The organism is [Scytonema hofmanni] UTEX 2349, from assembly GCF_000582685.1.
Classification (GTDB): Bacteria; Cyanobacteriota; Cyanobacteriia; order Cyanobacteriales; family Nostocaceae; genus Hassallia; species Hassallia hofmanni.
The window spans coordinates 196802-221961 of record NZ_KK073769.1 but is presented as its reverse complement, the minus strand read 5'-3'; the positions used below and the strand labels follow the sequence as shown (position 1 = coordinate 221961).

General features: G+C 41.5%; 28 protein-coding genes and 1 pseudogene. 19 read left to right on the top strand and 10 right to left on the bottom strand.

Annotated features, from left to right (window positions below; translation table 11 throughout):
• A partial coding sequence (locus TOL9009_RS0130810) for a WD40 repeat domain-containing protein (RefSeq protein ID WP_221928673.1) occupies window positions 1-1276 on the top strand: 1276 nt, incomplete at its 5' end.
• Between the two features lie 102 nt (window positions 1277-1378).
• On the opposite strand, the gene TOL9009_RS0130805 is transcribed toward TOL9009_RS0130810, so the two are convergent.
• From TOL9009_RS0130805 to TOL9009_RS48005, 4 genes are all read right to left on the bottom strand, one after another.
• Window positions 1379-1678: a hypothetical protein gene (locus TOL9009_RS0130805; protein ID WP_029637273.1), complete on the bottom strand. Its 300-nt coding sequence runs from the start codon at window positions 1676-1678 to the stop codon at window positions 1379-1381.
• A gap of 76 nt (window positions 1679-1754) precedes the next feature.
• Window positions 1755-2189: a type II toxin-antitoxin system VapC family toxin gene (locus TOL9009_RS0130800; RefSeq protein ID WP_029637272.1), complete on the bottom strand. Its 435-nt coding sequence runs from the start codon at window positions 2187-2189 to the stop codon at window positions 1755-1757.
• A complete protein-coding gene (locus TOL9009_RS0130795) occupies window positions 2173-2427 on the bottom strand; it encodes a hypothetical protein (RefSeq protein ID WP_029637271.1) in 255 nt (84 codons plus the stop codon). Before TOL9009_RS0130795 ends, TOL9009_RS0130800 begins: the two co-directional genes overlap by 17 nt.
• Before the next feature lie 125 nt (window positions 2428-2552).
• Window positions 2553-2711, bottom strand: coding sequence for a hypothetical protein (locus TOL9009_RS48005; RefSeq protein ID WP_186227732.1), 159 nt, complete (start codon window positions 2709-2711; stop codon window positions 2553-2555).
• 17 nt (window positions 2712-2728) lie between these two features.
• Here TOL9009_RS48005 and TOL9009_RS0130790 point away from each other — a divergent pair, with 17 nt between their 5' ends.
• From TOL9009_RS0130790 to TOL9009_RS0130775, 4 genes are all read left to right on the top strand, one after another.
• Window positions 2729-3463: a phycocyanobilin:ferredoxin oxidoreductase gene (locus tag TOL9009_RS0130790; protein ID WP_029637270.1), complete on the top strand. Its 735-nt coding sequence runs from the start codon at window positions 2729-2731 to the stop codon at window positions 3461-3463.
• Window positions 3464-4300: 837 nt separating this feature from the next.
• Window positions 4301-5719: an HlyD family efflux transporter periplasmic adaptor subunit gene (locus TOL9009_RS0130785; protein WP_029637269.1), complete on the top strand. Its 1419-nt coding sequence runs from the start codon at window positions 4301-4303 to the stop codon at window positions 5717-5719.
• Between the two features lie 147 nt (window positions 5720-5866).
• Window positions 5867-7021 carry an ABC transporter permease DevC gene (gene devC, locus TOL9009_RS0130780; RefSeq protein WP_029637268.1) on the top strand — a complete coding sequence of 385 codons (1155 nt, stop codon included), beginning with the start codon at window positions 5867-5869 and terminating at the stop codon, window positions 7019-7021.
• 124 nt (window positions 7022-7145) lie between these two features.
• Complete coding sequence (locus tag TOL9009_RS0130775) at window positions 7146-7880, top strand: DevA family ABC transporter ATP-binding protein (protein WP_029637267.1); 735 nt, start codon at window positions 7146-7148, stop codon at window positions 7878-7880.
• 385 nt (window positions 7881-8265) lie between these two features.
• Here TOL9009_RS0130775 and TOL9009_RS0130770 read toward each other — a convergent pair whose 3' ends face one another.
• Complete coding sequence (locus TOL9009_RS0130770) at window positions 8266-9081, bottom strand: hypothetical protein (protein ID WP_029637266.1); 816 nt, start codon at window positions 9079-9081, stop codon at window positions 8266-8268.
• Window positions 9082-9282: 201 nt separating this feature from the next.
• Between TOL9009_RS0130770 and TOL9009_RS0130760 the strand changes: the two genes are divergently transcribed.
• The 5 genes and pseudogenes from TOL9009_RS0130760 to TOL9009_RS0130740 all read left to right on the top strand — a co-directional run bounded on the left by TOL9009_RS0130760 (window position 9283) and on the right by TOL9009_RS0130740 (window position 14927).
• On the top strand, window positions 9283-10077 hold the full coding sequence (locus TOL9009_RS0130760) for an HAD family hydrolase (RefSeq protein WP_029637265.1): 795 nt from the start codon (window positions 9283-9285) through the stop codon (window positions 10075-10077).
• 64 nt (window positions 10078-10141) lie between these two features.
• Window positions 10142-10750, top strand: coding sequence for a Uma2 family endonuclease (locus tag TOL9009_RS41065; RefSeq protein WP_084763408.1), 609 nt, complete (start codon window positions 10142-10144; stop codon window positions 10748-10750).
• 263 nt (window positions 10751-11013) lie between these two features.
• Window positions 11014-12093, top strand: a pseudogene (locus tag TOL9009_RS0130750) (transposase); the annotation flags it as partial.
• 19 nt (window positions 12094-12112) lie between these two features.
• The gene (locus tag TOL9009_RS46415; RefSeq protein ID WP_242055638.1) at window positions 12113-12259 is read left to right on the top strand and encodes a hypothetical protein; all 147 of its coding nucleotides are present in this window, start codon (window positions 12113-12115) and stop codon (window positions 12257-12259) included.
• Between the two features lie 154 nt (window positions 12260-12413).
• A complete protein-coding gene (locus TOL9009_RS0130740; protein ID WP_242055639.1) occupies window positions 12414-14927 on the top strand; it encodes a CPBP family glutamic-type intramembrane protease in 2514 nt (837 codons plus the stop codon).
• 137 nt (window positions 14928-15064) lie between these two features.
• Here TOL9009_RS0130740 and TOL9009_RS44015 read toward each other — a convergent pair whose 3' ends face one another.
• A complete protein-coding gene (locus TOL9009_RS44015) occupies window positions 15065-15367 on the bottom strand; it encodes a zinc ribbon domain-containing protein (RefSeq protein ID WP_072022202.1) in 303 nt (100 codons plus the stop codon).
• Window positions 15368-15411: 44 nt separating this feature from the next.
• Here TOL9009_RS44015 and TOL9009_RS0130735 point away from each other — a divergent pair, with 44 nt between their 5' ends.
• The 5 genes from TOL9009_RS0130735 (at window position 15412) to TOL9009_RS0130715 (ending at window position 19127) form a co-directional block, all read left to right on the top strand.
• Window positions 15412-15711, top strand: a complete 300-nt coding sequence (locus TOL9009_RS0130735) for a type 2 periplasmic-binding domain-containing protein (RefSeq protein WP_029637262.1) — start codon at window positions 15412-15414, stop codon at window positions 15709-15711.
• A 711-nt stretch (window positions 15712-16422) separates the two neighbouring features.
• Complete coding sequence (locus TOL9009_RS0130730; RefSeq protein ID WP_029637261.1) at window positions 16423-16782, top strand: Mo-dependent nitrogenase C-terminal domain-containing protein; 360 nt, start codon at window positions 16423-16425, stop codon at window positions 16780-16782.
• Between the two features lie 22 nt (window positions 16783-16804).
• A complete protein-coding gene (locus tag TOL9009_RS0130725) occupies window positions 16805-17077 on the top strand; it encodes a cupin domain-containing protein (protein WP_029637260.1) in 273 nt (90 codons plus the stop codon).
• A 354-nt stretch (window positions 17078-17431) separates the two neighbouring features.
• The gene (locus TOL9009_RS0130720; RefSeq protein WP_029637259.1) at window positions 17432-18178 is read left to right on the top strand and encodes a creatininase family protein; all 747 of its coding nucleotides are present in this window, start codon (window positions 17432-17434) and stop codon (window positions 18176-18178) included.
• Between the two features lie 265 nt (window positions 18179-18443).
• Window positions 18444-19127 (top strand): Uma2 family endonuclease, encoded by a 684-nt coding sequence (locus TOL9009_RS0130715; protein WP_029637258.1) that lies wholly within the window; start codon window positions 18444-18446, stop codon window positions 19125-19127.
• Between the two features lie 59 nt (window positions 19128-19186).
• On the opposite strand, the gene TOL9009_RS0130710 is transcribed toward TOL9009_RS0130715, so the two are convergent.
• Both TOL9009_RS0130710 and TOL9009_RS0130705 read right to left on the bottom strand, forming a co-directional pair.
• Window positions 19187-20578, bottom strand: coding sequence for a malic enzyme-like NAD(P)-binding protein (locus TOL9009_RS0130710; RefSeq protein WP_029637257.1), 1392 nt, complete (start codon window positions 20576-20578; stop codon window positions 19187-19189).
• A 160-nt stretch (window positions 20579-20738) separates the two neighbouring features.
• Entirely contained in the window at window positions 20739-21422 is a 684-nt protein-coding gene (locus TOL9009_RS0130705) for an ABC transporter ATP-binding protein (protein WP_029637256.1), read from the bottom strand.
• Window positions 21423-21743: 321 nt separating this feature from the next.
• Between TOL9009_RS0130705 and TOL9009_RS0130700 the strand changes: the two genes are divergently transcribed.
• From TOL9009_RS0130700 to TOL9009_RS0130685, 4 genes are all read left to right on the top strand, one after another.
• The gene (locus TOL9009_RS0130700; protein ID WP_029637255.1) at window positions 21744-22679 is read left to right on the top strand and encodes a Sll0314/Alr1548 family TPR repeat-containing protein; all 936 of its coding nucleotides are present in this window, start codon (window positions 21744-21746) and stop codon (window positions 22677-22679) included.
• A gap of 141 nt (window positions 22680-22820) precedes the next feature.
• A complete protein-coding gene (locus tag TOL9009_RS0130695; RefSeq protein WP_029637254.1) occupies window positions 22821-23273 on the top strand; it encodes a DUF3531 family protein in 453 nt (150 codons plus the stop codon).
• 15 nt (window positions 23274-23288) lie between these two features.
• Window positions 23289-23717: an NUDIX hydrolase gene (locus tag TOL9009_RS0130690; RefSeq protein ID WP_029637253.1), complete on the top strand. Its 429-nt coding sequence runs from the start codon at window positions 23289-23291 to the stop codon at window positions 23715-23717.
• Window positions 23714-24145: an NUDIX hydrolase gene (locus tag TOL9009_RS0130685; protein WP_029637252.1), complete on the top strand. Its 432-nt coding sequence runs from the start codon at window positions 23714-23716 to the stop codon at window positions 24143-24145. Before TOL9009_RS0130690 ends, TOL9009_RS0130685 begins: the two co-directional genes overlap by 4 nt.
• A 42-nt stretch (window positions 24146-24187) precedes the next feature.
• On the opposite strand, the gene TOL9009_RS41060 is transcribed toward TOL9009_RS0130685, so the two are convergent.
• Together TOL9009_RS41060 and TOL9009_RS0130675 are read right to left on the bottom strand one after the other, a co-directional pair.
• The gene (locus TOL9009_RS41060; RefSeq protein WP_063628740.1) at window positions 24188-24553 is read right to left on the bottom strand and encodes a transcriptional regulator; all 366 of its coding nucleotides are present in this window, start codon (window positions 24551-24553) and stop codon (window positions 24188-24190) included.
• 290 nt (window positions 24554-24843) lie between these two features.
• The gene (locus tag TOL9009_RS0130675; protein ID WP_029637251.1) at window positions 24844-25149 is read right to left on the bottom strand and encodes a small RNA NsiR4-regulated ssr1528 family protein; all 306 of its coding nucleotides are present in this window, start codon (window positions 25147-25149) and stop codon (window positions 24844-24846) included.
• Window positions 25150-25160 lie beyond the last annotated feature (11 nt).

The following is a 25160-nucleotide window of genomic DNA, read 5'->3' as shown; positions in this document are numbered from 1 at the left end:
AGACCTAACCCCCCTGCCCCCCTTCCCTGCTAGGGAAGGGGGGAATGAAAGCCCCTCCCCTCGCAGGGGAGGGGTTGGGGGAGAGGTTTCTCCGGAAGATACGGTAGAGGTGGTGCATGAAGCGCTGATTCGGGAATGGGTAACTTTGCGAGAGTGGATGAATGCTAACCGTCAGTTTCGCACTTGGCAAGAGCGGCTGAAAGTGGCATTACGAGAGTGGAAAAATAACAACCATGATTCTGGGGCTTTGTTGCGTGGTGTGCCGTTAACTGTGGCTGAAGATTGGTTGCACAACCGTGCGGAGGAAATGACGCAGGAAGAGCGAGATTTTATTGCAGTTAGCGGACAACAACGGGATAGGGAGAAGCAGCAAGAGAAACGCAGACGACAACAAACTATTTTTGGGTTGACTGGTGGTTTTGTCGGTGCTTTGATGTTGGCAGGCTTTGGCTTTTGGCAATTGCAGCAAGCACAAAAAAATCAGCTTGGTCAAATTGAGGCTCTGGCTAATTATTCCACTGAACTTTTGAATCAAGACAAAAAGTTTGATGCCCTCATTGAAGCTTTACGTTCTGCAAAACCACTGCGCTCAAAAGATAATCCTCCTCTACAAGTTGTAGCTACGTTGCTCAACGCTGTTTATAATGTCAAAGAACGCAACCGCTTGCAAGGGCATAGCGAGTTGGTCATTAGCGTCGCTTTTAGCCCCGATGGCAAAACCTTGGCTTCTGGCAGTGCTGACAAGACGATCAAACTCTGGGATGTGGCAACAGGCAAACTTTCGCAAACCCTGACTGGGCATAGCGATGGGGTCTATAGCGATGAGGTCAGTAGCGTCGCTTTTAGTCCCGATGGCAAAACCTTGGCTTCTGGCAGTCATGACAAGACGATCAAACTCTGGGATATGGCAACAGGCAAACTTTCGCAAACCCTGACTGGGGATAGCGATGCGGTCTATAGCGTCGCTTTTAGTCCCGATGGCAAAACTTTGGCTTCTGGCAGTGGTGACAATACGATCAAACTCTGGGATGTAGCAACAGGCAAACCTAAGCAAACCATTACTGGGCATAGCGAGTGGGTCAATAGCGTCGCTTTTAGCCCCGATGGCAAAACCTTGGCTTCTAACAGTTGGGACAAGACAGTAATTTTGTGGAATTTGGATTTAGATAATTTAATGGTGCGCGGTTGCGATTGGGTGCGCCTTTATTTGCAGAATAATCCGAGTGTGAGTGAGAATGACAAGCATCTGTGTGATGGCGTTGGTAGTGCAAAGTGAAAGGGGACTAAATTCTTTATTCAGTCGTCTTGAGACGAATGAGCGTTATTAGCCTGGGGTTTATAACCCTAGGCGATTGTGATGTTACACACCATTCTCATCTCAAAACTGCGCCCTAACCCGCCTTGGATTGAAATCCAAGGCTAATAGCGAAAGTCCACTTAAGTGGACTAAATGATCTGTATTAACGTCAAAGTGAAATGGTGTAGGGACAGCTTTAATGTTGGTAGCGATCGCACTTGTTGTCGTAACCACAGCTTTAACATTGATAAGGACAGCTTTAACGTTTGTAGCGATCGCTTGATAGTTTGTCACCACAGCTTTAACATTGGTGGCGATCGCTTTAACGTTAGTAGCGATCGCATGTATGTTTGTAATGAAGATTTGAATATTTGTAACCACAGCTTTAAGAGTCGTGCGTCCTGCAAGTTGAAAGCGATCGCCGAAATTGCCTTAAATAAGCATCACAAACAAACGCTCAAGACGGCACTTGCACCCGTTTAGCTAAATCTTGTCCCAGTCGAGTGAAGTGGTTTGGATTCAGCGTGAGTAATATATCGACCCCTGCTTTGAGAACAGCTTGGGCAATTAGCGCATCAAAAATTCCGCCACCTAGAAGATTTAACCCCACCATACAGGCGATCGCTTGTTGGTAATCATCAGCAGTGAGCGGAATTGCTACGAACAAATTCAGGTTCTCATCGATTAAACGTTGGGCGATGATTGGCGAAATAGGTGGTCTTACAGGTAAGCGAGTCAGAACAGAATAAAGTTCAGCAAAAGTATGGGTTGAAAGATAGCCGTCAATTTCCGAGACTTGCACCCGTTGTAACCACGGTAGACAAACACCATGCCGAGGATGGCTAACTTCAAAAGCTGCTACCAATACTGAAGTATCAAATAGGACTTTCATAATCTGCAATTAAGCCATTGATTCGTTCTTCCCGCATTTGCTCAACAGACGTTTCCAGATTGCCAATTGGAGTAGATTCAACAACTAAAGTCGTCCCAACTCGGTATACCAAAGGTTCAGCATTCAGTAAATTTTCAATCGCAGCTTTCAAAAATGCTTCGGCTGTCATACCCTGCGCTGCTGCTTGAGCTAGCAAACGCGCTTCAATTTCTGGAGTTAATTCAAGCGTAATTGCCATAGAACCATCCAATCTCTTTTAGTAACTAGATTATAAGCAGCCTGGTTTATGATGCGATCGCCCTTCATATCCTAACCACACCTTAAATGTTTGTAACGAAAGTTAAAGCATTAGTCACGACAGCTTTAATGTTGGTGGCGATCGCGCTTCTTGTCGTCACCAAAGATTACAACCTGTTTTAACAGGTTTAAGCTTTCAGCCCGAACTTTAGTTCTGGGCTTTGAGATTATATTATCACCGCCATCGCCCGATCGCCCAACAACGATAAACTGACAAATAGACACTATTCCCCAATTACAACATGTCAGTTACTTCTACACCCTCATTGCGCGAGCAACAACATCCTTTAATTCGTCAATTGGCTGATACCATTGAAGCTGCTTGGCATCAGCACCTTGATTTATCACCCTACCATTTGCCAGGGGAGTTGGGATATGTAGAAGGTAGACTCGAAGGTGAGAAACTGACGATTGAAAACCGCTGCTATCAAACACCGCAGTTCCGCAAGATGCACTTGGAACTAGCCAAAGTGGGAACTATGTTAGATATTCTGCACTGCGTCATGTTTCCCCGTCCAGAATACGACTTGCCGATGTTTGGTTGCGATTTAGTCGGGGGTAGAGGTCAAATTAGTGCTGCGATCGCTGATTTATCTCCACTTTCACAACGCACTTTACCAGAAGAATATAACTCTGCACTGTCTGCGTTACCTGCACCTAACTTTTCTCAACCCCGTGAATTACCTGAATGGGGAGAAATCTTTTCGGAATTTTGTATTTTTGTTCGTCCCGGTTCTGCCGAAGAAGAAATGCTGTTTTTGTCGCGTGTGCGAGACTTTTTAGATATTCATTGTACCAGAGCGATCGCTTCTAAACCCGCTTCACCAGAACAAGTATTAAAAATCATTGCCGGACAGCATAATTACTGCACCAAACAGCAACAAAACGACAAAACCCGTCGCGTATTAGAAAAAGCATTTGGTTCAGATTGGGCTGAAAATTATATGACTACAGTGTTATTTGACCTTCCCAATTAATTATTTGCATTAGGACATACAAATACAAAAATAAGTAGAGTGACAATATACCAATAATTATAAATATTGGCTTATTGTCACTTTTTCTGCATAACTATCACTTGAAATGCTGAAAAGTGCCTATCTGTAAGCTGTGCTACGTTTTCCGACAAATCATGACTGTAGAATTCAGAAAACAACAGCTTCACGGAGACAAGAAATAGCAGCGAGTAATTGTACTAACAGTTTGATATAAACTTTCGGAAACTATGATGTTGATCATACTCTATATTGTTTCACTTTTGAAGAATAATTAATCAACAATCACTAGTGTTCAATAAACCAAATTTTGATAAGTACAAGCGCTTTATCCGCTTGCCTGTGAAACAATGATTCGTAAATATTGCCTTCTGCTCGTAAAAGGCTAAATGCTGCACTACATACAGCAGATTCCGCTTTCATCGAATACAAGAGACGTAGCAGTGCTACGTCTATACAAGATTTTGGGTTTTATATATAGGACTCATATTTGATTGCGTGAACAAAACTCAGTACACTTTTATTTCTTCTTCCCAGTAAAGAGTCCCTTACCTCTACGAGTGATTCACCAAATCAAATCGGATTGCTATATGTACTTCATTTACCTCAAATCTGTTGTATTTATTTCCTTACTTAATAGCTAAAATACGAGTGAATTCGTAGTGAGCGGTTTACCGCTCATAGCTTTGCTTTTAAGTAGCTCTATCGCTTAAAATCCGCGTTTATTTATGATTATTCAGCTGAAAAGCTAAAATCCTTTTTTGACTAATCCAACTACGTCTTTTACTTCAATCACCACAATTAAACGGACAACATACCATGTCAAGGGTGAATGAAAATTCAAGGTTAAGCGAACAACCACTTGAGCAACCTAAGATTTGGTGGGGTATTGCTGTTGCCCTACCAGTAGTCATTGCTTCCGGGGTACTAGCTACGGCAAGAATTGAACAGCTAAAAAAACTCAGCACCTCTGTACCAGTTGCACCAGTTGCTACTAGTATCAGTGCTGTGGGACGTTTAGAACCACGAGGAGAAGTAATTAAACTATCCGCACCAACTTCAGGACTGCAAGCTTCTTCACGAGTTGAGCAAATCTTGGTGAAAGAAGGAGAACGAGTTAGAAAAGGTCAAGTAGTAGCGATTTTGGATAACCACGATAGCCAAACAGCAGCAGTGGAAGAAGCCAAAGCAAAACTGCAAGAATCCCGCGCTAATTTAGCCCAAGTCAGAGCCGGTTCACCAAGAGATATTCAAGCTCAAAAAGCGGTAATTGCCCGCTTACAAGCTCAATTAAGAGGTGAAAGTCAAGCTCAACAAGCAACGATCGCTCGCATCGCAGCTCAGTTAAGTGGAGGAAAAATTGTCCAACAAGCAACGGTTAATCGTCTAGAAGCCGAACTACAAGGACAACGAGACACCTTAAGAGCAACCGTTTCTCGCGTCCAAGCCGAAGCTAACAACGCCCAAGTCGATGCTCGACGCTATGAAACATTATACAAAGAAGGTGCCATTTCTCAGCAAGAATGGGACAAAAGACGCTTAAGTGCAGTAACTTCCTCTCAACAAGTTGCTGAAAGCCAAGCTAGTTTAAGACAAGCAAAAGCAACTTTACAACAGCAACTTGCCGAAGCGAGAGCAAATCAAGTACAAAGTCAAGCAACTTTACAACAGCAACTAATTGAAGCCAAAGTTAACCGGGATAAAACCTTAGCGACATTGGAAAGGCAAATTGACGAAGAAAGAGCCAAATTTAACAGACTTTTAGAAATTCGTCCCACCGATGCACTCATAGCACAAGCTCAAGTTAGTAATGCGATCGCAAACGTCAGAAAAGCCCAAGCAGACTTGAAATTAAGCTACGTTGCCGCACCTATCCCCGGAGAAATCATCAAAATTCACACCAAAGCGGGAGAAAACATGAGTGTAGATGGCATCGCTGAGATTGGAAGAACCGATCAAATGATTGCGATCGCCGAAGTTCCCGAAGACAGCATTGGTAAAGTACGTCTGGGTCAAAAAGCCACAATTGCCAGCGATAACGGCGCATTTAATGGGCAATTACAAGGAACAGTCGTTGAAGTTGGCAGAAAAATTGGCAAAAAAGACGTCTTAAATACAGATCCAGCAGCAGATGTTGATGCCAGAGTCGTAGAAGTAAAAATCGCCTTACCGTTAGAAGCTAGCCAAAAAGTTGGCGGTTTAACTAACGCCAAAGTAGTAGTCGAAATCAACATTTAGTAGTCCGTCAATGAGTAATTGACGGAGAAGTTTTCTGTAGAGACGGCGATTTATCGCGTCTCTCTAACCGTGAAAATGAGTTTGATTACTAGCAATCACCCATCACAAATTACCGATTAGTCCAAATATAATTTATTCATCTATAAAATGAGTTCCAAAATACCCTTAGCATGGCTACAATTAACACGCGAAAGAACTCGACTTATCGTGGCTCTGGCAGGAATTGCCTTTGCCGACGTTCTCATGTTTATGCAACTTGGTTTCCGCGATGCCCTATATTTTAGTAACGTCCGGATGCATAGCAGCTTGCAAGGTGACATTGTTTTAATCAACTCACAATCTAACGCCGTCCTAGCAATGAAAAGCTTTTCCCAAAGGCGATTATATAAAGCTTTAGATTTGCCAGCAGTGCAATCAGTTCATCCCATATACTTAGGGTACGCAAGTTGGAAAAATCCTGTTACAGGTCGCCCTCGTAGTATTCTCACCTTAGCTATGAACCCAGAAGTTAATGTATTTAACTTGCCTGGAGTTCAAGCAAACTTAGATAAACTTAAACTGCCAGATGTAGTTTTATATGACAGTTCTTCCCGGACAGAATATGGTCCAATTGTTGCTAACTTTGAGCAAGGCAAAAATGTCACAGCAGAAGTTGGTTCTAGACAAATTAAAGTAGCTGGAATATTTACTTTAGGTGCATCATTTGGAGCCGATGGAAATTTAATTACTAGTGATGTTAACTTTTTTAGAATATTTAACCATCGCCAGCGAGGATTGATTGATATAGGCTTAATTAAATTAAAACCAGGAGCAAATGCTAACTTAGTTGTGCAACAATTAAGAAGTTATTTACCAAAAGAAATCAACGTTTTAACTAAAGAAGAATTTATCGACTTTGAAAGAAATTATTGGGCAAGTAGTACAGCTATCGGGTTTATTTTCAGCTTAGGTACAATCATGGGTTTTGTTGTTGGAACCGTGATTGTATATCAAATTCTTTATAGCGAAGTTACAGAACACTTAAGTGAATATGCGACCTTAAAAGCAATCGGCTACACACAAAACTATCTATTATTTGTGATTCTTCAAGAAGCTTTAATATTAGCAGTTTTAGGATATATGCCTGGATGGGCTTTTACGATGTTTTTATATAAATTGGCTAAAGACGCAACACTATTACCAGTTTTCATGAGTTTGAGTCGTGCAATCATGGTGCTAATTTTAACTATTTTGATGTGCTTTATTTCCGGTGCGATCGCTGTGCGGAAATTAAAATCCGCCGATCCAGCAGATATATTTTAATTTCACCCAGACGTTCCGGCGCGCTTCTCGTACAGACGTTCCGGTGGAACGTCTCTACCGCGCTTCCCATACAGACGTTCCGGCGGAACGTCTCTACCTAAACCCCAATTTATTTCAAACAAAAATGACAAAAAAACCTGTAATCGACATCAAAAACATCAGCCATTACTACGGTAAAGGCTCACTGAAAAAACAAATATTATTTGACATAAATTTCGAGATTTATGCGGGAGAAATTGTAATTATGACCGGACCATCAGGTTCAGGTAAAACAACATTATTGAGCCTGATTGGTGGTTTGAGGTCAGTGCAAGAAGGAAGTCTAAAATTTTTAGGTGAAGAACTATCTGGAGCCAGTCAAAGTAAACTGGTAGAAATTAGACGCAACATTGGTTATATTTTCCAAGCTCACAACTTGTTGGGGTTCTTAAACGCTAGACAAAATGTGCAAATGGCGGTAGAACTAAACAAAGAAATTTCTAACCAACATGCAATTAACAAATCAGAAGCGATGCTTCAAGCTGTAGGTTTAAATGACAGAATTAATTATTTTCCAGATAATCTTTCTGGGGGACAAAAACAAAGAGTAGCGATCGCTCGGGCTTTGGTAAATCATCCCCCACTAGTTTTAGCAGACGAACCCACAGCAGCTTTAGACAAACAATCAGGACGCGATGTGGTAGAAATAATGCAAACCCTTGCCAAAGAGCAGGGAACCTCTATTTTGCTCGTTACCCACGATAACCGCATTTTAGATATTGCCGATCGCATCTTGGAAATGGAAGATGGTCATTTAGCTCGCAATTCCCAAAGCACTGTCAATAATTATGAGTCAAAAGTTAAACACCACAACTCGTAACTCCTAATACCATTTCTGTGTGAAGCTGCGCCTAATTTAGCCCACGCAGGTGGGCTTTGTACGTGTAGCCGCGAGTTTACTCGTCGGGTTATTAAGCGCAGCCTCATAAAGAATTGGTATAAGTACAGCGATCGCATTAATTCATGACGAAAATTTATCACAAAAACTCTGCGTCACTTTGCGCTTACCTCCGCGCTACGAGTGCGTTAAAAAACGCGCTCGTTCTTACGCAAAACTGTACTTAGTTCCTAGTGAGCGGTTTACCGCTCAAAGCAAGGATGTTAACGGCTAATCAGGTTACTACGTTAAGGAGCGTTTATTTATGCTCATCTACTTACCTCGTAGCTAATAACTCATAAATATACACACTTATTACTTAGGAATGTTATTTTTTCGTTTTAAATGGCTTATCGGGTAACGCAGGATTTGCTTGACGACTAGTACGGAAAGTCACATTCACACCTTCATTCGATTGTTCCAGCACCAGCAAAGGCGTGGGTTTAGCCTTTTGATCCCAATGTATATAAGCAATCCTACCTTGAATTGTCGGTTGCCAAGTATCTTGGTCTTCTGCGGGACTAAGATAAGTTTCAATACAATCAATAATTTGGCTGATGCTAGCAGAAGTCGCTTGTGTGGGTAACTTCATTAACCGGATTTGAACGCGAAACAGCACTCGCTTGGCAGGGACACCCTCTATATTAGTTTCGTACTCTACATCAAAAACCTGATCCACCTGGCGTCCAGAACTATTGGCAATCCCAACAGTTCCTTGTTGAGCTTGAGTTGGACGTAGTGCTTGAGAAATTTGATCTTTGACTTTGATTTTTACTTGATTGATGATCGCAAAATGAAAAACCTCCTCAGCCATCCGCATTCGCAAATAATCCAAATTAAAATCCCGTGAATTAATCAAATCGGGATTAGTCTCCATTTTTCTAATTGTTTCCAGCGCTAGTTTAAACTTTTTCTCTAGTTCTCGCGCCCTAAATTTTTCAAACTTGATTTTCTTATCCAGCTTTTTCATCTCAAGTTTGCCATATACAATCAAAGCAATCACCGTCAAAGTTAGTACTCCAGAGGTTACGGCTAACAACAATTGCGGTATTTGCTGATTGTCTGCTGGTGCTACTTGCACTTTCTGAATTGCCTTAGTAATTTTAGACCCTGGGGATTGAACAACAGATATTAAAATAGACATGGTTGCAAACAAAAATACTTGACTTCTGATTTCTAGGATGCCCAAATCCTTGATGTCATCTTGCGGTATTATTGTTAATTTTTGAATAAGGGGATTGTGGAAAGGGGAAAAGGACTCATAGTAAGTCCTGAAGAAATATTTCTCCTCCTGCTCCCCCTTGTCCCCTTGTCCCCCTGTCCCCTTGTCCCCCTCCCCCCATCCATGCCCACTTCCCCATGCCCATTGCCCATTGCCCCAATCAATTCTTTTAGCAACATTCGTCTGATTGCCACAGATATGGATGGCACCTTGACACAGCAAGGTAAATTTACTTCTGCCTTATTGCAAGCTTTGGAGAATTTAGCGGCAGTTGGAATCAAGGTAGTAATTGTTACTGGACGTTCCGCCGGCTGGGTGAATGGATTAAGTAGCTTGATGCCCATCGCTGGTGCGATCGCCGAAAATGGCGGTATATTTTATTCATCTAATGGCGAGACTGTCCCTTTAACGCCGATTTCCGATTTAGTTGATCATCGCAAACATTTAGCCGCAATTTTTGCCCAATTACAAACACATTTTCCCCAAATCCGAGAATCTGCCGACAATCGCTTTCGCATTACCGATTGGACTTTTGATGTAGCTTCTTTGAGTACAGGTGAACTGGTTTCCTTAAGTAATCTCTGCCAACAACTGAATTGGGGATTCACCTACAGCAACGTCCAATGTCACATCAAACCCTTGGGGCAAGATAAAGCTGTAGGATTATTGCAGGTATTGCGAGAATACTTTCCCGGTTATTCACCTCAGCAAGTTGTCACCGTTGGCGATAGTCTTAATGATGAAAGTTTATTTAATCAAGATTATTTTCCCGTTTCTGTCGGTGTAGCCAATGTAATGGAATATGCCAATCAGTTGCAGCATCAACCTATATATATCACCACTGCTTCTGAAGGTGCAGGATTTTGTGAGTTATCCGATTATTTGTTAAAAGCCGTGAAAATACTGAATAACACGTAGTCGGCGCTGTACTCGCTTCAGCGTTCAATTCGTCTAAAATAAGTTCATCGCATCGGATACAACTATGACAGCTACTTTACCTGTCGTTCAATCGGAAATTTTCTACCCCAGTGCTGATGGTGAACCCGTGGCAGAAACTTATGATCACCTTTATGTTTTGCTAACCACCCTGGCAGTATTAAAACAGTATTTAGCAGAAACTCAGGCAACTGTTTTAGCAAATCAATTTATGTATTATGCTCAAGGATATCCTAAATTGCGGGTAGCTCCAGACGTGATGGTGATTTTTGATGTCACCCCAGGAGGTCGAGACAATTATAAAATTTGGGAAGAAGGTCAAGTACCCAGTGTCATTTTTGAAATGACATCGAGTGGCACTAAGGATCAAGACCAAATCTTTAAAAAGACTCTTTATGAACAGCTAGGAGTCAAAGAATACTGGCTATTTGACCCCAAAAGCGAGTGGCAAGAAGAACAATTACGCGGTTATCGCTTGCGGGGAGAAATTTACGAGCCAATATCTGATAGTCGTAGCGAACCCTTGCAGTTGCGGTTACAAGCTGAGGGACGGCTAATTAATTTTTATCGAGAGGATACGGGAGAAAAGCTGCTGATTCCTGACGAACTAGCACAGGCGCTACTCAGATCTTGCACCTGCCGAATAAACCCGTAAAAAACAAATAAAGAGTATAAAAATCTAACACTAGAATCGGCAGAAAGCTTATGTGTATTAAAGTAATTTAAATTACTAATAAAATTAGAAGAGTACGAGATTTCCTCATAAATCTGATGGCACGTTTTGTTAGGGCATGATATTCCTTGTAGCGAGTCGTAGGCGTATGCGATCGCTAATAATAAGAGTGACTCGATTTGTGGAAATGTTCAAAGTATGAGAGAAAGGGCGTGAAATACATTCATTATAGATAAGCAAGAAAAATGGTTTCAATTCTTGCCCACGCCCAAAGTCTAGTCTACACTTTGCTGTCATTGATGCCTTCTATTTACCAACAAGAAAATCTTGAAGCAATGTTGGGAATGTTCTTGGAAGCGCAGGGTTATCCTCTACCTCAACACAGTAAAAGTAAGTCACCCAGTGCCTTGAGCAGATTTCTCAATATCTACGGTTGGTCAACCAGAGGTGTAATTCGCACAACTCGTAACCGTATTATTAAGGAGATTTTGTCTGAGCGTTCGTTGGGACGCCAACCATTTTTACAGGTTATTGTTGACCTGACAACTTTGGAGAAAGCCGGAAAATTTAAGGCACTGGAAAACTTAATCAGCGTATACCACGGAAAACGAGGTTTGCATTTGGTTGTGGTGTATTTGGTTGTTGGTCGATGGCGAGTACCTTGGAATTTCCGGGTTTGGAGAGGAAAAGGCGCTACCTCTCCGGCAAGGCTAGGATTAAAAATGGTTAAATCTTTACCAAAAAAATTAACCAACCACTTCAAGGAGGTAATGGTTTTGGTAGATACGGGCTTTGGTAGTATTCAATTTATACATGGTGTTCGAGAGAAAAAATATCACATAATTGCTGGTATAGCTTGTACGCGCAAGTTAATCGATGGGCGCTGCGTTGCTCAATTACACAAACGGGGACAGCAACTTTACCTTCAGGGTTTGAAATTTCCTGTCTATATATCCTGGTATTATTTTAAGCGTCATGACGGTAAGTATGAGAAACGATTTGTTATTTCGACCAAAGCTCTCAAAGCAAGTACCATTTCTTGGTGGGGCAAACGAAGATGGCAGATCGAGGGCTGGTTTAAGACTGCCAAACACCGTTTTGGCTTACACCGTTTTGGACAAGGGACGCTTTTAGGCGTTTATCGTTGGTTGATACTGTCTTTTATTTCCTATATTTTGGCTCACTGGGCTTATTTATCAACGGCGGGTGTCTCTAACGACCTACCTGATTGGGGACAAGCCGCAGAAATTGCGTTCCAAACTATATTTCCCCATTTGGTAGTGTTACTTCTTTTACAATACATTGAACGCCTCAAAGAACTAACACTTAGTCAAGGAATTAACATTGAAATTTCCAGGTGCAAGATCTGAGCTACGGCAAGAAGTTGTTGCAAGGCAGCAAGCAGAAAAACAAGTAGAACAAGCACAAGCAGAGGTAGAAAAGTTAAAGGCAAGATTACGATCGCTTGGTGTAGATGTCGATACTGAGTAATTTAAATTGAAACCTTACCAACTGTGTAACCCAAATATTAAGATGAAATAAAAAACTTGCACTTGATCCGCATTTTCGCTGATGCTATGTAAAAACAAATAATATAGCTTCTATGCAGGGCAAGGAATCAGAAATCAAACCGAGGGTAAATAAGATGCGAAAGTTACGATTTTGGAGTTTCTTATTACTCTTGATTGTCAGTGCGATCGCAATCTTTCTATTTTACCCCCGACCGCAACAAGTAGTCAAACAGGAAAGCAATTACGCCATTCATAGACGGCAAGAATTTAATCAGCCTGAATTTTACCCAGTCAGCAATAACGAAAACCTAAAATTCTACAAACCAGTTGGTGAATGGGTAGGAAAACTAATCCTACCCACCTTTGAACAGATGCGCTTACCGGGGGACTGGTCGTGGTTACTAGTTCAACATGCACCACCACAAGGGCAAAACCTCATCGGTCAAGTCGTTCGTTTGGAATGGAAAAACAAGCCAGAGTTAAACTCTTACGTAAAATCAACAACCAGAGATGTGCGTTTTACTCCTGGTGCCATCAAAGGTCAAAATAAAGGCATAATCCATCCAAATCGTCTGGACGGACGTCTTCATGTCGGACCGCTACAGTCACTGGCTGGTGCGAGACCCAATGATGATATGATTGTCACCTTAGACCGTGCCGATGTCGTGGCTGGTAGTGATGGTAAACCAGTTCTGCAAATTGAGCAAGAACCAACCCAGGCAACCGGACGCTTTTACGCTTTAGTGAAAATCCTCAAGCCAGAAGTCGCAAGCAACACGTATCCAGCTCCGAAATTTTGTCCAGGAACCCGCCCCTGTCCGAGCGAATACTTCCGCATTCGTCATTACAATCCGGCATCTGGTAACTTTGACGGACCAGAGGGGACAGTCAGGATTCCCCAACAAATTTTAGATTCACGGGCATTCTTTTCATCTACTCCCCGCCAAATTGAAGCATCCCCCGCAGGCAAAGAAGGGTGGTATATATACGGTGCAAGAGATGCCAAAGGCAGATTTGTTGCTCAAGCAGTAGCACCGCGATCGCTCTTTAAAATAGAACCAGACCGCGTATTGTTGGGAACATCCCCAGGGCTGAAATACATTAAAGTAGATAATTGGCGCAATACCGAGCAAAACAAAGGCAAAATTGAAACAGTTTTGGTTGATCCGACAGTAGCCCAACCACTAATAGCCTTATCAAACTGGAAACCTGGAGATAAAGCGATCGTCATGCACCTATTTGGCGGTATTGGCGGCAAACAAGGCGAAATCAGTGGGCTGATGGGTTTAGCAAACACTGTCCCCGGACACTTTGCCTTTGGAGTAGCTGAAGTAATTCGCGATCCCTTCACCCAAGAGTTACGGTTTGACATCAAATATCATCAGGTTTACGGTCACGGTCCTGATGGGATGATATCCGGGACACACAACTGGGCAGACTATATGGGTGACTTTCGATGGGGATGGGCTGCAACGCGACCTGTTTCTGATATTGTCGTCAAGTTTGAACCTGTGACGCAAGATTATGATTTTGATGGCATCAAGCTTTCACCCTTGCAAGAATTTACCCGACAGTTGCAGATTATGATGGCTCGCTATCGAGTCGGAGATGGCACAGGAAGTGCTACAGTTAGCCCTGCAACTTCTTGCGTTCAAGATGCCAATCAAGCACTTTACATTACCTTGAAAGTCATCGAACAGCGAGTTACTTCAAACCCAGCAATTCAAAAGTGGCTTAACGCTCATCCTGACGATCCCCAAACTTTGCGTTTTCAAAAGTTAGTTTCTCTCGGTTCATCTTTAGAACGGCAATTGAGTCCTTTGGGGATAGTCCGTGGTGACTGGGAAAACAATGCATCTGCTTTAGGTGGAATTGGTAATGAAGAAGAGCCAAGCTTATCTCAAAAGCGTAGCATCTGGGCAGCTCTGACGAGTTGGCGAACAATGTTACCCCGACAAGCTCACGATGAACTTGCTAGTATTTTCTTAAGCCAAAATGCGAAACTCTGGTTTCTGCGAAGCAACCAAATTGGTGGATGGCAGCAGGATATTATTCCAGAGGAAGCAACGGCAGTACTTGGCAGGTTGAAGCTTCCTTTTACCAATGTTGCACCGTTCCCGATTCTGTTCAACCGTGTTTTAGGATCTTTTGTCATACCCGATCAACGTGATTGGCTGATAGTAGCGGTGACATTATTGATTTATAGTGCGATCGCTTTACCGTTAGGCTTCTTATCCGGATTTTTGCGCTTTAATTTTTCCCCACTCAACTTACCTAACCAGCTATTTACAGGATTAAGAGCGTCAATAATTCCTGCTTTTTTTGAAGAGTTAGTATTTCGCGTTTTGATGCTTCCCCACCCCATAGAACTAGTCAACTGGGTAATATGGTCATTGTGGGCAGCATTTTGTTTACTGCTGTTTGTTCTTTATCACCCGTTTAATGCCAAAACCTTTTATAAAGCAGGAATACCCACCTTTTTTCAACCAGTTTTCCTCGCATTAACGGCATTGTTGGGTTTAGTCTGTGCGATCGCCTATGCATTGACCGGTTGTCTGTGGACAATATTTTGCATCCACTCGATTATATTGCTAGTTTGGCTGCTAGGATTCGGAGGAATGCAAAAGTTGCGATCGCCGTTCGCGTAGCGTCTCGTAAGAGAAGGCTTAAGCTTTGCTTATCGCACGACACACACCGAACCTGATGGATGCAAACTAATTGACACTCCCTGACCTAAAGGTGCGGGGATTCTGTAATCTACATCAGAATTTGCTCTACCAGGCTTTCACCAAGTAGCGTATTGATTCCGACTCCGGAGGGCGTTACTTCGGGATTGCCCATCCCTAGCTTGTTTACCTTCGCGAAGCGTGTCGCAGACAAGATTTAGAATATTTATCGCCGCGTTCACATCTCTTTGAAGTTCGCATCCACAAGCACACTTGTGAGTACGGGTTGAAAGAGATTTTTTCACAATTACACCACAGTCCGAACACTTTTGAGATGTCATTCGAGGATTGACTGCTATGACTGTGGTATTAAACTTCTTGGCAAAATATTCTAGCCAACGACGAAATAGACTCCAACACAACTCAACTAAAAGCTTTAGCGGTTGACAGCGGCAAGGGTTCTACGATGCCTTCACCTCAAGCAATGGCTAAAAACCTATATCAACCCCTGTCTCGTCAATTGTTTATCTACATCAACTACGAATCTGCCCAAGTCAAGCCCGAAGTCAAGGAATTTGTGGATTTCTACCTAGCAAACGCTCCGAGGTTGGTTAATCAGGTTGGTTATATTCCTCTATCAGAGGAAGCCTATCATTTAGATTTTGTTCAATTCAATCAAGGTGAGGTTGGAACAGTGTTTAATGGGGAAACTCAGTTAAACTTGACCCTTACCGAAGTGTTACGCAAACGAGCAACCTTATTCTAGCTTAAAGGCGATCGCCCTCCAAAAGCGATCTCAAATTCATCATACTTGGAAAGCACATGAGTAGAGCTTTTGGGCGGCGGCGTTTTTCGTTGCCGCTCTATTTTGACTATCCGCAGTTTTTTTAGGTGGGAATTTTCCCAAATTTAAGCAGGCTAGGCGATCCCCACTTTCTATTAGTTAATTGGATGACTATGCTTGCTTAAACTTATCAAGATATGCTGCGTTGATATTAGATAAAATATATCATTAACTTTTGTAACATAGATAACATTTTACTGAAAACTGGGTAGCATAAAACGAGTTATTTTCCTGGCTATATCAGGCGATATCTGGCTTTATTCATCGTAAAACCGCGTTTTAGAAAGAAAAACTATGTCTCCAGATACTGTTTAATTTTCGGTTAATTCATTTACATTAAATTCATCAAACCACATATCTAACACCTGCGCTTAATAGATTAATCATCTAAAAGAATACCAATTTTATAATTTCTTTGTTATTTTGTATTTAACGGGACAGTTCTAAGTCTGGAGGGTAAGTTTAAATATCAATTGATTACACAATTTGATTATTATGTCATTCGTGTAAAGCAATTCATTCTCTGTTGCCATAATTGTATTTAAGACACAATTCAAATGGCGAAAAAAGCTAGCGTAGTAATATGCAGCCATTGACAAAATTATCAAAACCAGGAAAATCTTAGTTAAGAATATGCTCAGAACAAACAATCGACCGATTATCTTCTCTGCTTTTGTTAACTCGGCAGAAGAAATTAAAAACACAGAAATTAAAAATCAATTTGCTCAACCTAAACCTGATTTGCTGCAACCATTACGTCAACGGCTTGATTCCCTAGAAATTCAAAATCGTAAATTAGCGAAATTTATTGCTAAAATCATTCCCGCGCAATGTCCCTTCGAGCGCGATATAATTCTGTTTGGTCGCAAAATAGCTCATATCCCACCGATGTGCAAGCTCAATCCTCTTTACGATCAGTTTGTTGGCTTGCGTTTTCGCGCTTTGTGCTATCTAGTAGATCAATGTGGTGAAGACATCCAGTCTTACTGCTGATTCTAATTACGATTAACCCAGCATGGAAATTAAAATTGAGCGTCAACCCAGTCAAGAACATTTGGACAACTTAGGTGTGTTCGCATGGGACATTTGGGAAAAAGAAATCTCAAAATTTCCCTGGACTTATGATTCTCAAGAAACTTGTTACTTTTTAGCAGGTGATGTCATAGTTACCCCTCATGGGGGACAACCAGTAAAAATGGGTAAAGGTGATTTAGTAACCTTTCCCGCCGGAATGTCGTGTATCTGGGAAATTAGCAGCGACGTGAAAAAACATTATTTGTTTGATTAGTCAAGAATCAAGCAATTAGCTTTTAGCGAAACGGTATAAAAGACAGCTAGATATATCAGAAATTGAACTAATTGGCAAGTTTGATATCATAGCAGTCTCCAAACAATTTTTTCTTCTCTTCACACTACGTATTTAATAGCTAACAGCTTTTTGTCCCTTTGTCTAAATAAACAAGTTCGTTGCAACTTCATCATTAACTTGGTTCGTCGTACTGAGCGGTTTACCGCTCAAGTCTTAGGTTTTAACGGCTGAAGCCGTTACTACGTAAAAACCTATTCTTCAAATGTCGCTCATAATCATGTTAGTGGGGGTTAGAAATTCCTACGGCAATTTTGATCGGGATTGTGAAAAAAGATGTTATTACATTTGAGTACGTGGCAGGAAGTTGAAGCTTATTTACAGCAGTCTCGTGGTATCATCCTTCCTATCGGTTCCACCGAACAGCATGGACCAACAGGATTAATAGGGACTGATGCGATTTGTGCAGAAGCGATCGCTCGTGGTGTTGGTGAAGCAACTCAAGCAATAGTGAGTCCGACAATCAATGTCGGCATGGCGCTGCATCACACTGCTTTCCCTGGTACAATCAGTTTGCGTCCCAGCACTTTGATTCTGCTGATAAAAGACTATGTAACTTGTTTAACTAAAGCTGGTTTTACCAAATTCTATTTTATCAACGGACACGGTGGTAATATCGCAACCCTGAAAGCTGCTTTTTCCGAAACTTACGCTCATTTAGAAGATTTGCAGATAGTCAATGCAGAAAAAGTGCAATGTCAAGTTGCAAACTGGTTTATGTGCGGTTCTGTATATAAGTTAGCTAAAGAATTATACGGCAATCAAGAAGGTTCTCACGCAACTCCCAGTGAAGTAGCTCTTACCCAGTACGTTTATCCAGAAGCGATTAAACAAGCACCCCTATCAACAGAAGTGGGAACTGGACATAAAATTTATAGTGCAGCTAACTTTCGGCAACATTACCCAGATGGACGCATGGGTTCAAATCCTGCCTTAGCGACACCAGAACACGGTAAGCAGTTTTACGACTTAGCAGTGAAAGAACTCAGCAACGGTTATTTAGAATTTGTGAATGCAGAATAAACCTCACCAGAAAAGTAGAGACGTAGCATTGCTACGTCTAATCAAGGGTTTAGGGCAATGCATAATTAAATTCTGGAGATGTCTAATAAGTCTCACTTAAGGTGTAAAGTCTTTCTTTGCATCTTAGCTACAAGTGCGTGATATCATGTCCGTTTAATTAACAGTAATAAAAACATCGCAATCCTCGTAGAGACGTTCCGCCGGAACATCTTTACATACCGGACATGATATAAGACATAAGAAAATAAATCAAAGTAGTTATGTTATGGTTATCCAAAAAGAAGAATCAGTTAAATTACCACCCTTAGAAAATGGCGATCGCTTAACCCGTGATGAATTCGAGCGACGTTATCAAGCAATGCCCCATATCAAAAAAGCTGAATTAATTGAGGGAAAAGTTTATATGTCATCACCAGTGCGTGCTGCTAATCATGGTAGACCCCACGCTCAAGTTATCACTTGGTTGGGCATCTACTGTGTGGCAACACCTGGTACTGATTTAATCGACAATGGTACTACTCGTATAGATTTAGATAACGAACCACAGCCAGATGCGCTATTACGAATTGATACGGCAGGTCAATCTTACATCAGCGAGGATGATTACGTTGAAGGCGCACCAGAATTGATTGTGGAAATTGCAGCTAGTAGTGCTTCATACGATTTACATGAGAAGCTAAATGTCTATCGTCGTAATGGAGTACGAGAGTATGTTGTCTGGCAAACTTTTGATAAAAAACTCAATTGGTTCAAGTTGAGGGGACAAGAATATGTCACTCTAGAACCTGATGCAGATGGTGTAATTAAAAGTGAAGTTTTTCCCGGTTTATGGTTAGCAGCAAACCCCTTACTAGAAGGAAATTTAGCAGAGGTTCTGGCTGTATTACAATCAGGATTAAATACACCAGAGCATACTGATTTTATTCGTCAACTACGGCAGCAAAGATAATCTTTTAGGACTACCCTTGATTTACCTGGGATGAGCAAGATGCCCATCCCCCAAGTTAATTAACTTTTAGCGATACCTTCTTCACGCGCTGCACGTTGCACAGCAGCAGCAACAGCGCTAGCAACTCGCTCATCAAAGACTGAAGGTATAATATGTTCGCGATTCAAATCTGAAGGTTTAACTAAAGATGCGATCGCACTAGCAGCTTCCAGATACATTCTGATGGAAATGGTTCCCGCTCGACAATCTAAGGCACCACGAAACACCCCTGGAAACGCCAGGACGTTATTAATTTGGTTTGGATAGTCACTGCGTCCGGTAGCGATGACAGCAACATCCTTACTGACCAATTCTGGCTGAATTTCCGGAATCGGATTTGCCATTGCAAAGACGATCGCATCTTTCGCCATTGATTGTACCATTTCCGGTGTCAACACTCCGGGAGCGCTAACACCAATAAAGACATCTGCACCTTGCATCGCACCAGCTAAAGTACCCTGCGCTTTCACCGCAAATTCGCGCTTTTCTTCGTTTAAGTCGGTGCGATTAATGGAGATAATGCCTTTTGAGTCGCACATCCAGATTTTTTCTGCACCGGCTTTGCGGAGTAAGCGAGCGATCGCTATTCCCGCAGCACCCGCACCGTTAATCACAATACGGATTTCCGCCATTGACTTATGTACTAACTTCAGGGCGTTAAACAACGCTGCTAAAGTCACAATTGCCGTACCATGCTGATCGTCGTGAAAAACGGGAATATCTAACTCACTTCGCAGTCTCCGTTCAATTTCAAAGCAGCGAGGAGCGGCAATATCCTCTAAATTCACTCCCCCAAAAACCGGAGCGAGATTTTTTACTGTACGGACAATTTCATCTGTATCTTGAGTATCAAGACAAATCGGGAAAGCATCGATGCCTGCAAACTCCTTAAATAGCATCGCTTTTCCTTCCATGACTGGCAGAGCTGCCTCAGGACCAAGATTTCCCAAACCTAAAACAGCACTACCATCTGTAACAATCGCGACAGTATTTTTTTTGATGGTTAAATTGTAAACTTCTTCGGGATTTTGGGCGATCGCTGTACAAATTCTACCGACTCCAGGCGTGTAAGCCATTGCTAGGTCAGAGACGCTTTTGAGGGGAATTCTGCTAACAATGCTGATTTTACCGCCGCGATGTAAATTAAAGGTGCGGTCATAGACATTCAGCACCTTTATGTCTGGTAAAGCTTTTACCGCTTGGACAATGGTTTCCGCGTGTTCGGTGCTAGCTGCATCCACAGTGATATCGCGGGTAGAAAAAGAGCGCGTTTGCTCAATTAAATCAATTTGACCGAGATTACCCCCACAGGTTGCGATCGCTTGTGTCACAGAAGCTAACATTCCTATACGGTTAGGAATTTCTAAGCGAATCGTCAAACTAAAACTCGAATTAGGTGTTAAGACTACCATCGTGATTTCAGATTTTAAATCTTTGATTTTATATTAAATTTATTTAAAATTTCACATTTCATATCATGTCAGGTTTATTACTTACAATATAAAGACGTTCCGTCGGAACGTCTCTACGACGGATTAGGAACAGACATGAATGCTATTTCTTTCCCAGTCCCTAGTCCCCAGTCCCTATCGGTTGAGGTTCTTTGACTTTTGCGGCTAACGACGTTGGATCAACTGATTTTAGCTCACCGTGGTTGAGCGTCCAGCAACTGTCAGCGATCGCTAACATATCCCCGGCGTCATGTGTCACAACTAACAGTGTCCAATGTTGTTTCAGCTTTGCTAATAAGTTTACCAATTGCCGACGCATTGACCAATCTAAGCCCGCTGTCGGTTCGTCCAATAGAAGAACGTGTGGTTGGCGAATTAATTGTACCGCTAAAGCTAAACGTCGCTGCTGACCTCCACTTAAAGCATGAGGTGATGTACTCAGAGATAAATGCTCTAATCCGACCTCAGTAAGTGCTTCTCTAACTCGCTCTGACCCTAGCTCTGGATGCCCTAAACGCAATTCTTCTAAAATAGTACCACCGCAAAAATGCCGCTCTGGAAACTGAAACACCAATCCGGCTAATTGTTGTAGTTGTTCAGCTAAAAGTACTTGTTCGCGCCATAAGACTCCGCCAGATGTCGGTTCGGCTAGTCCTGATAAAATTTCTAATAAGGTACTTTTGCCAGAACCACTCGGACCAATAATTAAACCTAGTTGTTGCGCTGGTAAGTCCAAGTTGAGGGAAGAGAGAATTGGTGTTGGGCAAGCTGTGGGATGATAAATTAGATTTCTGAGATAGAGCATTTGTTAAGATTACCAAAAAGTCCGCAAATTACTGATTAACTACACTAAGAGCAACTCAAAAATTCCGAAGATTTTCTTGAATTAATTACCTACTTAAACAAAATAATCCACCAGCAAGAAAAATCCATCTTCTTGCCGAAGTGTACTTTTCTTTATTGTGGCAGACTTACCCTTGGTCAATAGCTATAAAGCATTGAAACTTGGAAAAGTTACCAAGGTCAGATTGTGTATAAAATTTTTATTGAAACAGGCGTAAGTCTGAGTGAAGCATTTTAAGTAACAAATAAAAATATTTCACCCGTAATTATTCTGAGGTTACAAATGACTGAATCGTTTTCCGCTGCTCAAAAAATAGTGTCTGCGAGACTTGGTAGACTAGCTCAAGGAAGTTTTGCAGTTGCGATCGCCCTCATGTGGGTAAATCCATCTTTAGCTGCCGATCCTTTTCGTACTAACGACCAAAGGAAAATTGGTGATAAGACAGAAGCAGCTTTTAAGGCAATTTTCCAACAAGGTAACTACAAAGAGGCAGAGCTTTACTTACAACAAGCCGAATCTAGTGAGCCAAATGAACCACTAGCTTATGCGATGAAGGCATCTTTAGCATACGTTAATAAAGATTGGTCTACCCTAGACACATACAGCAAGAAAACACTCTCAACCGGACAAAATTTGATTGCTACCGACCCCTTACGTGGCAATTTATACGCTGCTGTCGGTCATTTTTTAGAGGGTGCGGTAATTCTCCAGCGTCAGGGTACACTTAACGGTGCGCCGCAGGCTTTAACTCTGTTGCGACAAGTTTATCAAAATTTAGACAAAGCCGAAGCCATTTCTGCCAACGATCCAGAACTGAATTTAATTAAGGGCTACATGGATTTGATGCTAGCTGTTAATCTGCCTTTTGCCAATCCAGAACAAGCGATTGAACGCTTAGAAAAAAATGCCGCTCCTCAATATTTAGCCAATCGCGGTGTTGCTCTTGCCTACCGAGACTTAAAACAGTACTCTCAAGCACTAGAGTATGCAAATCGAGCGCTGAAAACAACATCTGATAACCCGGAGATGTATTATCTAAAAGCGCAAATCCTCCAAGAACAGGGTAAAAAAGAAAAAAGCAAGCAAATGATACAAGAAGCGATCGCTAATTTTGACAAAGCACTAGCAAAAAAATCCCAACTCCCAGCTAGTTTAGTCAAACAGATTGAACGCGAACGTCGCAGTGCTACAAACCGTTTGAATAGTACTGGAAGCTAATTGGTTAATTGGGCAATGGGCATTGGGCATTGGGAATTGGGAATTGGGAATGCGTTTTTTACCATTACCCATGCCCTATTCCCCATTCCCCACTTTTGGTATGCTTATTTTAGATCAGAGTAATTCAAATAGTTGTCGCAAATGCATATTCAATTTCGCGAATTTAATCCTTTTGATGTTTGGATTTGGCTAAGTTTCACTACAATTCCCTCGGAACGAGAAAAGCAGTATGTAGAAGAAGTTTTCAATTCTTGGTTTTATTTAGGCAAATTAGGTGCATTTAATGCCGAAAATCTCCAGGTACAGGAAACGGGACTTGAGCTAAGTTACATGAATTATGATTCCAAAGGTTATGACAAAAGCTTGTTAGCGCTGATGCATAATATGGGTGAGTTTGAATATGAGGGAACTTGGGCGCGTTGTTGGTTTGATATGGGAACTAGTGATGCGATCGCTCTCGATATTTTAATCAATTCTCTCACACAATTGAGTGAGGAATATGTCACCATTGAGCAATTATATATCGGTGGTGAAAATGAGGATTGGTCTGTGGAAGATAGCGAGAGTAATCAATTTTCATCGCATAATAATTAATTTTTAACAACAACAATGCATAAACCAGGTGAAATTCGCGTTTTAGCTTTGGGAATAATTAAAAAAGGCGATCGCACTTTTATTTCTGAAGGCTACGATCCAGTTAAACAACAAACTTTTTACCGCGCAATGGGTGGTGGTGTTGACTTTGGCGAAACCAGTTTTCAAGCACTTCAACGAGAATTTCAAGAAGAAATTCAAGCGGAATTAACCAACATTCATTACTTGGGTTGCATAGAAAATCTCTTCACTTTCAACGGTAAACAAGGTCACGAAATTTTGCAAGTATATGAGTGTGATTTTGTCGATCCCAAATTTTATGAACTGGAAAACTTAGTCTTTGCTGAAGGTGAAAGACAGAAAACAGCCCTCTGGGTAGAAATTAGCCGTTTTAAATCAGGAGAATTGAGATTAGTACCCGAACAGTTTTTAGAGTATTTATGAAGCAAACAGGCAAAATCCGAGTGAAAGTATTTGGCTTAATTCGGGATAAAGAAAGGCTTTTTGTTTCTGAAGATTATGATAGTGTTAAGCAAGAAAAATATTACCGCGCTTTAGGTGGTAGTATTGAGTTTGGTGAAACTAGCCACGCTGCTCTACAAAGAGAGTTTCAAGAAGAAATTCAAGCTGAATTAACAAACATTCGCTATCTGGGTTGTCTGGAAAATCTATTTACTTATGAAGGTAAATCAGGTCATGAAATTGTTCAAGTTTACGAATGTGATTTTGTTGATTCTAAGTTTTATCAACTGGAAAAATTAATGTTTTTTGAAGCAGGCAATTCTCAACATCAAGCAATGTGGATAGATATTTCTCGCTTAAAATCAGGTGAATTGAGATTAGTCCCTGAACAGTTTGCTGATTATTTGTAAACGTAGGCACAGTTGAGGTAGGATAATTCATAATCAAGCTTGCTATCTAGTTTTTTTCACAACATCGGCGGCTACTGCGTCCTTGCAGTTTACAGAAATAACTTCTCCTCTCAAAACCAAAGATAATTCCAACTTTGCTCCTAAAGCTTCCAAATAGGCAATTACTGACTCAAAAGTGCGATCGTTATTAGCACTTTCTAACTTGGAAACCCAACTTTGTCCTACACCAAGACGTTCAGCCAGCTGTTCTTGGGTTAGTCCTGCTTGTTTACGAACTTCCCGCATTGCTTGAGTTAAAGCCAAGCGAAAAAGTTCTTGCTGCTCAACACTACGAGTCTCAGGTGTATCAGGTACGATCGCATTTAGAAAAGCGATCGCATCACTTCCCAAGTAGGGGTTATTTTTCATTTTCTTTTTCATCCTCATCGTTTTCTAACACCAAATCCCGCCGTTTAACAATGTGGCTTTCACATTAATATTAGTATTAATACTGACTTGAAAATAGGTATAAAAAGTTAATTTAAGTAGATTCAAATCTGTTAAACATTACGGATAAAATTTTGACTTTTCCATATCAAAGCGGCAGAAAACTGATTTCTCATCATTCTGCCGATATCTTTTAACGTTTCCGGTGGTAAGTAACGTTTGTGAATAGCCAAAAACCTAGACTTTCAGCATTTAGTTACGAGGTATAGCGCTTATTTTCCACCGTAGAAAAAGGCAATTTCTTTATCTTTCAAAGGAGCAAAACCAGCATCTACAAGCTTTTGATCGAGTTCTGCTTGGGGAATGTGTTTAGCACCAATTCGGACGATGCGCGATCGCATTGTATTAGATACGCCACTGCGCTGTCTATTTGCCTCTAGCGCCATCACTTCGGTGTACAATTCTAATTTGGCTGGTGGAATCGGAGAACCGTCAAAATCAATTCCTTGGGCGATCGCTTCATCAATCGCATCGGCACCTGTGGTAGTTTGGTTTCCTGGGTTAATTTCAGCAGGCATGGCAATTTAAT